Origin of the sequence: Sulfitobacter sp. DSM 110093, assembly GCF_022788715.1 — a bacterium.
In the GTDB taxonomy this organism is placed as follows: Bacteria; Pseudomonadota; Alphaproteobacteria; order Rhodobacterales; family Rhodobacteraceae; genus Sulfitobacter.
The window spans coordinates 1712619-1725089 of record NZ_CP085167.1; the positions used below are offsets into that span (position 1 = coordinate 1712619).

At 57.2% G+C, this 12471-nt stretch carries 11 protein-coding genes and 2 pseudogenes; 12 read left to right on the forward strand and 1 reads right to left on the reverse strand.

Annotation, left to right across the window (positions count from 1 at the left end; genetic code table 11):
* From DSM110093_RS08370 to DSM110093_RS08425, 12 genes and pseudogenes are all read left to right on the forward strand, one after another.
* The gene (locus DSM110093_RS08370) at positions 1-1053 is read left to right on the forward strand and encodes an ATP-binding protein (protein WP_243267643.1); all 1053 of its coding nucleotides are present in this window, start codon (positions 1-3) and stop codon (positions 1051-1053) included.
* Positions 1054-1191: 138 nt separating this feature from the next.
* A complete protein-coding gene (locus DSM110093_RS08375) occupies positions 1192-2232 on the forward strand; it encodes a substrate-binding domain-containing protein (protein ID WP_243267644.1) in 1041 nt (346 codons plus the stop codon).
* A 71-nt stretch (positions 2233-2303) separates the two neighbouring features.
* Positions 2304-3800, forward strand: coding sequence for a phosphate ABC transporter permease subunit PstC (gene pstC / locus DSM110093_RS08380; RefSeq protein WP_243267645.1), 1497 nt, complete (start codon positions 2304-2306; stop codon positions 3798-3800).
* On the forward strand, positions 3797-5152 hold the full coding sequence (pstA, locus tag DSM110093_RS08385) for a phosphate ABC transporter permease PstA (RefSeq protein ID WP_243267646.1): 1356 nt from the start codon (positions 3797-3799) through the stop codon (positions 5150-5152). Before pstC ends, pstA begins: the two co-directional genes overlap by 4 nt.
* A gap of 15 nt (positions 5153-5167) precedes the next feature.
* Entirely contained in the window at positions 5168-5965 is a 798-nt protein-coding gene (gene pstB / locus DSM110093_RS08390; protein ID WP_093926197.1) for a phosphate ABC transporter ATP-binding protein PstB, read from the forward strand.
* 4 nt (positions 5966-5969) lie between these two features.
* On the forward strand, positions 5970-6677 hold the full coding sequence (gene phoU / locus DSM110093_RS08395) for a phosphate signaling complex protein PhoU (RefSeq protein WP_243264638.1): 708 nt from the start codon (positions 5970-5972) through the stop codon (positions 6675-6677).
* A gap of 4 nt (positions 6678-6681) precedes the next feature.
* The gene (gene phoB, locus DSM110093_RS08400) at positions 6682-7371 is read left to right on the forward strand and encodes a phosphate regulon transcriptional regulator PhoB (RefSeq protein WP_093926199.1); all 690 of its coding nucleotides are present in this window, start codon (positions 6682-6684) and stop codon (positions 7369-7371) included.
* Between the two features lie 132 nt (positions 7372-7503).
* Positions 7504-8127: pseudogene (locus tag DSM110093_RS08405) on the forward strand (IS30 family transposase); the annotation flags it as partial.
* On the forward strand, positions 8127-9152 hold the full coding sequence (locus DSM110093_RS08410; RefSeq protein ID WP_243264639.1) for an IS110 family transposase: 1026 nt from the start codon (positions 8127-8129) through the stop codon (positions 9150-9152). The pseudogene DSM110093_RS08405 and the gene DSM110093_RS08410, both read left to right, overlap by 1 nt.
* A gap of 254 nt (positions 9153-9406) precedes the next feature.
* Positions 9407-9877: pseudogene (locus DSM110093_RS08415) on the forward strand (IS30 family transposase); the annotation flags it as partial.
* Positions 9878-10037: 160 nt separating this feature from the next.
* Positions 10038-10475: a type II 3-dehydroquinate dehydratase gene (gene aroQ / locus DSM110093_RS08420; protein ID WP_243264640.1), complete on the forward strand. Its 438-nt coding sequence runs from the start codon at positions 10038-10040 to the stop codon at positions 10473-10475.
* A complete protein-coding gene (locus DSM110093_RS08425) occupies positions 10475-11227 on the forward strand; it encodes a LuxR family transcriptional regulator (protein ID WP_243264641.1) in 753 nt (250 codons plus the stop codon). The genes aroQ and DSM110093_RS08425 overlap by 1 nt, the downstream gene beginning before the upstream one ends.
* A 312-nt stretch (positions 11228-11539) precedes the next feature.
* On the opposite strand, the gene tsf is transcribed toward DSM110093_RS08425, so the two are convergent.
* On the reverse strand, positions 11540-12415 hold the full coding sequence (gene tsf / locus DSM110093_RS08430) for a translation elongation factor Ts (RefSeq protein ID WP_243264642.1): 876 nt from the start codon (positions 12413-12415) through the stop codon (positions 11540-11542).
* Positions 12416-12471 lie beyond the last annotated feature (56 nt).

Below are 12471 nucleotides of genomic sequence, written 5' to 3' on the forward strand. Positions count from 1 at the left end.
ATGGCGACCACTGCCGTTACCTTGACCGATGTCGTGGCGGCCTTGCCGCTGCCTAGCGTCGCAATCAATGCCGAGGAGCGGATCACCGTTCTGAATGTCCCTGCCGAAGACTTGCTGGGCAAAGGGCTTGTTGGCCGCCATTTCGTGACCGCGCTGCGTCAACCTGGGCTGGTTGAAGCGGTGGAGCGGTGCCTTGCCGGCGATGGTCCGTGCCAAGCACGGTTCACCAGCATTGGGGGCGAACATGGCACCACCTATGACGTCAGCCTGCGGCCCTTGGGGGACCACGGGATTGTTTTGCTCAGTTTCAATGATGTGACGGAGATGGCGCAGGCAGGTCAGATGCGCCGCGATTTCGTGGCCAACGTAAGCCATGAGCTGCGCACCCCGCTGACCGCGCTCATCGGCTTTATCGAAACTCTACAAGGCCCTGCGCGCGATGACACGGCGGCGCGCGAACGGTTTCTGGGAATCATGGCGCAGGAAGCGGAGCGGATGAACCGACTGGTGGGAGAGTTGCTGTCTCTCAGCCGGGTTGAGGCTGAGGAACGCGTACGCCCCGAAGCGCCGCTGGATGTGCACGACGTGCTGCGTGGCACCCTGCGCAACCTCGCGCCGCTTGCTGTCGATAGCAATGTGAAGTTGGTGCCCGCGCTCGGCGATGAACCAGCGCAGGTCTTGGGTGATGCTGACCAGTTGATGCAGGTCTTTACCAATCTGATTGAAAACGCGATCAAATATGGGGGGCGCGATAGTTCTGTCGATATCTCGACCGAGATCGCCTCTTATGACCCCGCCATGCGGGGCCCGGCGGTACATATCAGCGTCAGGGACCACGGCCCCGGTATTGACGCCATTCACCTGCCGCGCCTGACCGAACGGTTCTACCGCGTCGATAGCCACCGCAGCCGTGCACTTGGCGGCACAGGGCTGGGTCTGGCCATCGTAAAGCATATCATGAATCGCCACCGCGGGCGGCTCAAGGTGACCAGCACCCCCGGCCAAGGGGCCGAATTCCGCGTGATTTTGCCGATAAAGATGGATTCTGCCTGATTTTCTCAGAAATTTGGTGATTCAGGCCGACTGTCATGAAACTGTAACGTTGCTGTCACAAAAGCACAGCATCGCCTTCATAAACGGGGCGCAGATCACCATGGGGTGGTCACCAATTCGCATCTGACAGGAGATATCATGTCACTCGCAAAACTCACCACTTCCGCCTTGGCGATTGCCGCCGTATCCGCAACTGCCGCTGCCGCGCGTGACCAAGTGCAGGTTGCCGGTTCTTCAACCGTGCTGCCCTATGCCTCCATCGTCGCCGAAGCCTTTGGCGAAAACTTTGACTTCCCGACACCGGTCGTGGAATCAGGCGGCTCTTCGGCTGGCCTCAAGCGTTTCTGCGAAGGCGTGGGCGAGAACACCATCGATATCGCGAATTCCAGCCGCCAAATCAAAGAAGCCGAAGTTGCTGCCTGTGCCGAAAACGGCGTGACCGACATCATCGAAGTGCGTGTGGGCTATGACGGCATCGTCTTCGCCTCAGACATCAACGGCGAAACTTTTGAGTTCACGCCGATCGATTGGTACAAAGCCCTGAGCGCCAAAGTCGTTGTTGACGGCGAAGTGACCGAGAACCCCTACACCACATGGGATCAGGTTAACCCCGACTTCCCCGCCCAGCCGATCCAAGCCTTCGTTCCCGGCACCAAGCACGGTACGCGCGAAGTTTTCGAAGACAAAGTTATCCTCGCTGGCTGCGAAGAAACCGGCGACTATGAGGCCTTCCTCAAGGCAGCTGGCGACGACAAGAAAGCAGCCGAGAAAGAGTGCATCAGCCTGCGCACCGACGGCAAGTCGGTCGACATCGACGGTGACTACACCGAGACGCTGGCGCGTATCGAAAGCAACCAAGATGGCATCGGCGTCTTCGGTCTGGCCTTTTACGAGAACAACACAGACAAGCTTCAGGTTGCCACCATGGGCGACGTCGAGCCGACCACCGAAAGCATTGCATCCGGTGACTACCCCGTGTCGCGCCCACTGTTCTTCTACGTCAAGAAAGCCCACATCGGCGTGATCCCCGGTCTGAAAGAATACGCTGAGTTCTTCGTCGCGGACGAAGTTGCTGGCCCCGACGGCCCGCTGGCTGAATACGGCCTGGTGTCCGACCCCGAGCTGGCCGAGACTCAAGCCGTAGTGTCCAATGAGACCGTGATGGGCGGCGGTTCCTGAACCCAAATCTGACGACACCGGGGGCGGGCTGCTGCCCCCGGTTTTTTGCCTTTTGATCCACCGGGGGACATGTGGGACAAATTCTAACAACAGGCGCGGTACTGCCGCTGGTGGTGCTGATCGCAGCGCTAGCCTTGGGTGGCTATTTCCTTGCCCGCAGGCGCGCATTGGCATCGGGCAAAGGTGACAGCCGCAATCTGCATTCGCTGCCCAGCTACTACGGTTACAACGCGCTGATGGGCGTGGCCGTGCCTGCGCTTTTGGTTCTGGGCATATGGCTGCTGGTGCAGCCGATGCTGGTGCAGTCTTCGGTGGTCGACATGATCCCCGCCAGCGTGGTGCCAGAAGGGTCTTCTGTTAACCTGATCATGAGCGATGTGCGCCGTCTGGCCGATGGGCTGGATGCGGCGGTTTCTACCGGGGTGATCAGCGCGGATGACGCTACGGACCTATCCGCTGCGGACGACCTACGCGCTTGGCTGGCTGAACGCGGCGTCGCCCTCGGCGCAGACGTGAGCGCCGAAGTGCTTGAGGCCGCACAGGCTTACCGTGAGATGACAGCGACGGGCAATTTCTGGCGCAATATCCTTGTGGCGCTGATCGCGCTGGTTGCGCTTGTGTTGGTGCTTCGCGAAACCAACAAAGACTTCCGCGCCCGCAACCGGGTCGAAGGCGGCATCAAGGCACTGCTGATCCTCGCCGCGTCGCTGGCGATCCTCACCACCGTGGGCATCGTGCTGTCGATGCTGTTCGAAACGATCAACTTCTTTAATCTGCACCCATGGACCGACTTCTTCTTCGGCTCCTCTTGGGCGCCGAACTTTCGCGGTGACAGTGACCTGTCGATCCTGCCGCTGCTTTGGGGGACGCTCTATATCTCTTTCATCGCGCTGCTGGTGGCTGTGCCCATCGGGCTTTTCGCGGCGATCTACCTGAGTGAATATGCTGGCCCCAAAGTGCGCGCCACGGCCAAGCCGCTGCTGGAGATCCTCGCGGGTATCCCCACCATCGTTTACGGTCTCTTCGCGCTGCTGACGGTTGGGCCGTTCCTTGTGCAGGTCTTTGGCCGGGGGGATGCGGGGCTGCTGGGCGTTGACTGGATGTCTGGCGCGACCTCGGTCCTGACCGCTGGTTTGGTCATGGGCATCATGTTGATCCCCTTTGTTTCGTCCCTGTCGGACGACATCATCAACGCGGTGCCCCAGTCGCTGCGCGACGGCTCCTTTGGCTTGGGCGCCACGCAGTCCGAGACGATCCGTCAGGTCGTGATCCCCGCCGCTTTGCCGGGCATCGTCGGGGCCGTTTTGCTGGCCGCCAGCCGCGCCATCGGTGAGACGATGATCGTCGTGCTGGGGGCAGGGGCGATCGCCCGCATCTCGGGCAATCCGCTGGAGGCCATGACCACCATCACCACCCGCATCGTCAGCCAACTCACCGGAGACAGTGATTTCGCCAGCCCCGAGACGCTGGTGGCCTTCGCCTTGGGCCTGACCCTCTTCGTCCTGACCTTGGGCCTTAACGTGCTGGCCCTCTACATTGTGCGCAAATACCGGGAGCAGTACGAATGAGCGATATCCCCAACCCCGCAGCCCCCTTTGCAGACCCGCGCGGCGCGTCCTTGCTGGTGCAAGACGGGCATACCAAACGCCGCAACGCAGCCGAGGGCCGTTTCAAGCTCTATGGTATCATCGCCATCACCATCGGCTTGCTGATGTTGCTGACGCTGCTCTTTACCATTATCTCGCGCGGCACAGGCGCGTTCCAGCAAACATATGTGACGCTCTCGGTGCCACTTCTTGAGGACAAGCTCGACAAGAACGGGAACCGTGATCTGGACGACATCAAGAAGGTCTCGACCTTTGGCTATTCGCCCCTTTTGAAAGCAGCCTTTGAAAACAAAGTCGAAGCGGCAGGGATCGAGACCGAGCTAAAGTCTAAAGACATGGCCGGCCTCCTGTCAAAAGACGCCGCCGCACAGCTTCGCGATCATGTTCTGGCGAACCCTGAACTGATCGGAGGCGATGCTGAGTTTGAGTTTTTGACCAACAGCCGCGTCGATGGCTACCTCAAAGGCCGCGTCACCCGTGAAAGCATAGCGAATGACAAGAACATCAACGCAGAACAGCTTGATCTTGTGGATGTTTTGGTAGCTGACGGCAGCCTTAAAAAACGCTTTAACCTCGACTTCATCACCGGGGCCGACGCTTCTGACGCGCGGCCAGAAGCGGCGGGCATGGGCGTGGCGATGATCGGTTCCTTCGCAATGATGCTGGTGGTGCTTGTGCTGGCGCTGCCCATCGGTGTCGCTGCCTCTATCTACCTCGAAGAATTTGCCCCCAAGAACTGGATCACCGACATCATTGAGGTGAACATCAGCAACCTCGCGGCGGTGCCGTCGATCGTCTTTGGTATCCTCGGCCTTGCGGTCTTTATCAACTATATGCACCTGCCGAACTCCGCCCCCTTGGTCGGTGGTCTGGTGCTGACGCTGATGACGCTCCCGACGATCATCATCTCGACCCGCGCCTCGCTGAAATCGGTGCCGCCTTCGATCCGGGATGCAGCACTTGGGGTAGGGGCCTCGAAGATGCAATCGGTCTTCCACCATGTGCTGCCCCTCGCCGCGCCCGGCATTCTGACTGGCACCATCATCGGTCTGGCCCAAGCGCTTGGCGAAACCGCGCCTTTGCTGCTGATTGGCATGGTTGGCTTCATCGCCTCCAATCCACCGGAAAGCATCGCCGAAGGACTGATGTCGCCGAACTCAGCCATGCCGGCCCAAATTTACGAATGGGCCAAACGCGCCGACCCAGCCTTCTATGAACGTGCCTGGGGCGGTATCATCATCTTGCTGGTGTTCCTGATCTCAATGAACGCCATCGCCGTACTGCTCCGCCGCCGCTTTGAGCGACGCTGGTAAACAAGGGACGGGACCATGAAAGACAACAGATATTCGGAGAGTGACGTGACAATCCAACCCGTCAAGATCGCGGCCCGCAACGTGCAGGTCTACTACGGTGACAGCCACGCCATTCGTGACGTGGACATCGATATCGCCGACAAAACCGTGACGGCCTTTATCGGCCCATCAGGCTGCGGCAAGTCGACTTTTCTTCGCTGTATCAATAGAATGAACGACACTATTGATGCGGCCCGTGTGACCGGAGATATCCGTATCGACGGCGAAGACATCTATGACAAACGTGTCGATCCGGTGCAGCTCCGCGCCAAGGTCGGCATGGTGTTTCAAAAGCCAAACCCATTCCCCAAGTCGATCTATGACAACGTGGCTTACGGCCCGCGCATTCACGGGCTGGCCCGCAACAAGGCCGATCTTGACGACATCGTTGAACAGGCGCTGCGCCGTGGGGCGATCTGGAACGAGGTGAAGGACCGTCTGCACGCGCCGGGCACTGGCCTGTCAGGTGGACAACAGCAGCGTCTGTGCATTGCCCGCGCCGTGGCGACGGAGCCGGAAGTGCTGTTGATGGACGAACCTTGTTCAGCCCTTGATCCGATCGCCACCGCACAAGTCGAGGAATTGATTGACGAATTGCGCCAAAACTACTCCGTCGTGATCGTCACACACTCCATGCAACAAGCCGCACGGGTGAGCCAGAAGACTGCCTTCTTCCACCTCGGCAACCTTGTGGAATTTGGCGACACCGACGACATCTTCACGCGCCCCCAAGACCCGCGCACCGAAAGCTACATCACCGGCCGTATTGGATAATATCATGTCAGATCAACACATTGCATCAGCATTCGACCGCGATCTGGAAGCCGTTCAGGCACAGATCCTCAAAATGGGCGGCTTGGTCGAAGACGCCATCCGCCGCGGCGCACAATCGCTTGAAACCCGTGACGAAGAGCTCGCTAATGAGGTGCGGGCAGGGGACAAGGCCATCGACGGTCTGGAGGAACAGATCAACGAAAGCGCCGCCCGCGTCATCGCTTTGCGTGCGCCCACGGCGATTGACCTGCGTCTGACGCTAAGCGTCATCAAGATTAGCGCCAACCTCGAACGTATTGGCGACTATGCGAAAAACATGGCCAAGCGCACAAGCGTTCTGAATCAAATGGAGCCCGTGAGCGACAGCACCGGCGCAATCCGCCGCATGGCCGGCGCAGTTGAGGCGATGCTGAAAGACGCGCTTGATGCCTATATCCAGCGCGACGCTGAACTCGCACGCGATGTGATCACCCGCGACGAAGATGTCGACCAGATGTATAACGCGCTGTTTCGCGAATTCCTGACCTTCATGATGGAAGACCCACGCAGCATCACGGCCTGTATGCACCTGCATTTCATCGCCAAGAACGTCGAGCGTATGGGCGATCATGTGACTGCCATCGCCGAACAAGTCGTCTATCTGGTGACCGGTGAAACGCCCGAGGAAGATCGCCCCAAAGCCGACCGCACCTCGATCACCACGAAGGACTGAGAAGATGGACGTAACACGGCCACAGGTTTTGCTGGTAGAAGACGAACCAGCGCAACGGGAGGTGCTGGCCTATAACCTCGAAGCCGAAGGCTTTGAGGTGCGCCGAGCCGAAGATGGCGAAGAAGCGATGCTGCTGGTGTCAGAGGCCGCACCTGATCTGGTGATCCTTGATTGGATGATGCCCTTGATGAGCGGCATCGAGGTGTGTCGTCAGCTTAAATCACGTGAGAGCACGCGGCATATCCCGGTCATCATGCTCTCGGCGCGATCCGAAGAAGTGGACACCGTTCGAGGTCTTGAAACCGGTGCGGACGACTATGTGATCAAGCCATACAATCTGCGTGAACTCATGGCGCGTGTACGGACCCAACTGCGCCGAACCCGTCCGGCGGCTGCAGGCGCACTTCTCAGCTTTGATGACATACAGCTCGATCCAGAGCGTCACCGCGTGAGCCGTGCAGGCAGCGAGTTAAAGTTGGGACCGACTGAGTACCGATTGCTGACAACGTTGCTGGAAAAACCCGGTCGTGTGTTCAGCCGTGATCAGTTGCTCGATCATGTTTGGGGCCGTGATATCTATGTTGATACACGCACGGTCGATGTTCATATCGCACGCCTGCGCAAGGCGTTAACCCGCGAAGGCGGTGGCGATCCGATCAGAACCGTACGTGGCGCGGGTTACGCCTTAGGTTAAGCGAATTCGCGTACTTACAGATACTATTTATTTACATAATACTGATTATAAGTATCAGTCTGCATTTTGGGGTGGATTCACAAATGAAGTGCGAATTCTGTATCAATACAGGACCTTGCATGGAGTTGATCAATGGGACGCTGCTACCCTCACCTAAACCTCGAAGAACGCCGCAAGCTGGCCAAATGGCTTGATGCGAAGATACCAATCAAAGAGATCGCCGACAATCTGCGTCGCGCGCCCTCAACAATCTACCGCGAGATCAGGCGGAACTTCTATCATGACGAAGAACTGCCACAGCTGAACGGCTACCACGCTGTGAACGCGCAGGACAGATACGAACAACGCCGCGCGGTGCATCGTAAGTTGATCCGATATCCTGACATCATGGCGGCAGTCCGCGACGGACTTGATGCGGGTTGGTCGCCTGAACAGATCGCGGGACGCATGCGGCAAGAGTGCCATCCCATGCGCGTCAGCCATGAGACGATCTATCGTTATGCTTACTCCAAAGACGGCCGTGCTGAGAAGTTCTATCGCCATTTACCAGAGCATCGCCGACGCCGCAGGCCACGCGGAACCCGCAGGCATCATGGGCGCAGATTTCTTGATGAAATTGCCATAGCCCATCGCCCCGAAGCGATAGCCGAACGTAGCCAATTCGGGCATTGATGGTGTGGATGCCCCACCCCTGAAGCGGCATCAAAGTGTGCCATAATGGTGATGTTGAAAGCACCAAATTGGAGGAAGCATCCATGAATGAAGTTACAATGATCGGCGTCGACTTGGCAAAGTCCGTTTTCCAGGCACACGGCGCGACGGCTACTGGTGAGCCAATGTTCCGCAAGAAACTAACTCGGGGTCAGTTCCTGAAGTTCTTGGGCGAACAGCCCTCTTGCGTGGTCGCAATGGAGGCATGTGCGTCATCGCACTACTGGGGTCGCGAGATCATGAAGTTGGGCCATGACGTCCGCTTGATCCCACCTATCTATGTGAAGCCATTCGTTAAGCGCCAGAAGAATGACGCAAACGACGCCGAGGCCATTGCGGAAGCGGCAGTCAGGCCCACAATGCGATTTGTTCCTGTCAAATCGGCTGAACAACAATCCCGTTCGATGGTCTTCAAGACACGGGATTTGTTTGTTCGGCAACGTAACTCCATCATCAATGCGCTGCGTGGTCATTTGATGGAATACGGGATCATCGCCCCTCCCGGTCGGAACTTTGTAAAGAAGTTAGCTGAACAGATTGATAGCCCGGATTGTGACCTGCCTTCAATTGTTATTGAACTCAGCCATATACACTTGGATCAGCTAAGTATCATTACTGACAAAATAGTTGCGATAGAGCGGCGCCTGAAAGAAGAATCGAAATCCGACCCAGAAACGATCCGATTGCAAACTGCGCCGGGGGTCGGACCTGTGAGTGCAATGGCGATCAAGGCATTCTCCCCGCCGCTAGAAGGCTTCAAACGCGGTCGGGATTTTGCGGCATGGCTGGGTCTGGTCCCGGTTCAGAAATCAACAGGTGGGCGGCAAGTGTTGGGGCGAACATCAAAGATGGGGCAACGCGACATCCGACGACTGCTGATCATCGGCGCCATGACCCGGATCAGATGGGCGATCAAAAATGGACCACCTAAAGGGTCGTGGCTTGAGCAAATGTTAGAACGCAAACCACGTATGTTGGTCGCAATCGCGTTGGCTAACAAAACAGCCCGAACCATTTGGGCAATGATGACGAAGCATGAAGATTATCGAGATCCGATCGCGACGGCGTAAGCCTGCAACGCTCGGTATGATGTGAGAAGGACATTGAGACAGTAAGGACAAATGATCGACCAGATCGAGGTTAGGAAAACCAGGCACTCCCAGAGAGCTCCGCGCTCGTGTCATTGATATGGACCCAACCTTCGCATCGCCATACCGGCCCGCGGCATGTGAAACGTCGCAAATTGAGGCCTGACACATGACCGTACCCGATCACATGTTTAAACCGTCAAATTATCTCTTGCATCAAAGCGGGCATCCACACATGGGAGTGCGATCTGGTGATGTTCCGCAAGGAGTTTGGGAAAGCGAATGTGACTTCGTTGGTCGAACGCGTGAGCCGGTTCGCTGTCGTTTTAAAGAACCCAGATCGTCAGTCAAAGCCGGTGATGGAAGGCCTGATTGATAGCTTATCTCCCCTGCCCGCTGAAGCCCGTCGCAGCATCACATTTGATCGCGGCACAGAGTTCACTGCCTGGCGGCATTTGAAAGCTGGGCTTGGTGTCGACGCTTGGTTCTGCGACCCCCAATCGCCTTGGCAGAAGGGTACGGTCGAAAACACCAACAACCGTCTACGCCGCTACCTTCCGCGAAAGGCTGATCCCACGGTGTTCACAGATCGATATTTAAGGTCGATCTGCGACCGTCTCAACAGCACGCCGCGCAAGTGTCTGGGGTATCAAACGCCCGCTGAAGTCTTCCGATTGAACCTGATGGAAAGGGTGACGTCACCCTGATAAACTGATCAAACAGAAATTGCGCTTCAACGTGAGTTCACATTGCCACGGCCCCGTTGTTGCGATCTTCTCGCCACAGTAGCACCTCAATGGCACCTGACGCTGGACAGCGCCAGTTTCGCTCCGTTAACACTGTCTAGATGGTATTTAGCGAGTGAATATGGCCTCTGTACTTATTTTGAACGGCCCAAACCTGAACCTTTTAGGCACAAGGCAGCCTGAGGTGTACGGGAAAACGACATTGGCAGATGTCGAAGCCCTTTGTGCAGCTGAAGCTGCGCGGCTTGGTTTGAAAATGCAATTTGCGCAATCCAATCATGAAGGTGCGATGATCGATCTGATCCATCAGGCGCGCGGTAAGCATGATGGCATTGTCCTAAACGCTGGCGCGTATACCCATACGTCAATTGCCCTGATGGACGCCATCGCCTCGGTCGACCTGCCGGTGGTAGAAGTGCATCTAAGCAATATTCACGCTCGAGAAAGCTATCGCCATACGTCTTACATCGCGGCTGTTGCCTTGGGGCAAATCTGCGGTTTTGGCGCGCATGGCTATGTTCTGGCGCTGCAAGCTCTTCAACAACGCGTCGTAAGCTGATGAATTTGCGCGACTATCTTCACCAGGTCGCGCATAGCCCGACAATCGAAGAACTCTGGGATGCCCATACACGACAGATGGCTGACTATGGGTTTGATCGGCTGATCTACGGCTTTACGCGCTACCGAACCCCGACGTCGCTGGGCGATCCGGCGGATTTCGTGATCCTCAGTAATCAGAGCTCAAAGTATCTTAACGGGTACCTGCATAGCGGGCTCTATCTGCATGCGCCAATGGTGCGGTGGGCGCTTAACAACGAAGGTGCCTGTAGCTGGGATTCACTGACAGCTGCAGAGCACGATGGCAGGACGGACGCGGAAAACCGCGTGATCGAATTTAACCGCAGTATGGATGTAATCGCGGGCTATACGATCAGTTTTCGCTCTATTTCGGCACGTTCTAAGGGGGCCATTGCCCTCACGGCCAAGAGCGGGATGACCAAACGGGATGTTGACGCGATCTGGACAGAACATGGTGCGGATATTCAGCTGATGAACGAGATCGCGCATCTAAAAATCTTGTCCCTGCCCTATAGCAGCCCAAACCGAAGCCTCACACGACGGCAGTTGGAGGTGCTTGAATGGGTTGGCGACGGCAAGACAACGCAGGACATCGCCCTTCTGATGGGGCTCACCGCAGCCACAGTGGAGAAGCACCTTCGCCTCGCGCGGGAAGCACTTTCGGTGGAAACCACAGCGCAGGCGGTTTTGAAGGCCGCATTCGCGAACCAGATGTTTGTCATGGACCCGTAATATATTAGGGTATGGAATACCTTACTGGAACCCAGAGTGGTAGATCGCCATGGTCCGCCAGTATCGCGGGTGTTCGCACCTGAGGTATGACGGGCCGTTAATCCTTGTAATACCAAGGCTCTTTTCGGGCCGCCGGTCTCAGTCAGGTATATTTCACCTGGCTGGCCGGGTTCTTTACCGTTTCCTCGTGAATGCTCCCTGCCCCGCGCCGCGACATCGCGTGCCAGTTCGGCTGGTGGTGTTTCTAGGTCGCAAAACAAAAAAGGCGGCGCATCGAAATGCGCCGCCTTTTTATCATTATAACAAAAGGGCTTAGCCTTTTGCTGCCTTGGCCACTTCGGCGGCGAAGTCTTCTTTGACGACTTCGATGCCTTCGCCAACTTCCAGACGCACGAAACCGGTGATGGTTGCGCCAACTTCTTCGGCGGCCTTGCCTACCGAGAGGTCAGGGTTCACGACGAAGGATTGGTTCAGCAATGTCACTTCGGACATGTACTTCTGCATCCGGCCCACGATCATCTTTTCGATCACGGCTTCGGGCTTGCCGCTTTCACGGGCGATGTCGATCTGAACTTGCTTTTCTTTCTCGACAACGGCCGGGTCAAGGTCAGCTTCGGACAGCGACGCCGGGTTCACAGCGGCGATGTGCATCGCGACCTGCTTGCCGAACTCTTCGTTGCCACCGTTCATGGCGACCAGAACGCCGATCTTGCCCATGCCGGGCGCAGCTGCGTTGTGCACGTAGGAGACAACGGTCTCGCCATCGATGCTTTGCATACGGCGCAGGGACATGTTCTCGCCGATTTTGGCGATCGCGTCGGTCAGCGTGGTTTCAACGGACTTGCCATTGATCTCAGCCGCTTTCAGCGCGTCAACATCGTCAACTTTTAGCGCTGCATCGGCGATGTTGCTGACCATGGATTGGAACTCGGCGTTTTTGCCGACGAAATCGGTTTCGGAGTTCACTTCAACCGCGACACCGTGACCGCCTTCAACTTTAACGGCCACAAGACCTTCGGCTGCTGTACGGCCGGATTTTTTGGCCGCTTTGGCCAGACCTTTGGTGCGCAGCCAGTCAACGGCGGCTTCCATGTCGCCATTGCTTTCAGTCAGCGCCTTCTTGGCGTCCATCATGCCTGCGCCGGTGCTGTCGCGCAGTTCCTTGACCATGGATGCTGTGATTGCCATCTCTTGGTTCTCCTTTGGAAATCGGGGGCAGGCCCAAGGCCCGCATCTGGTGGAAA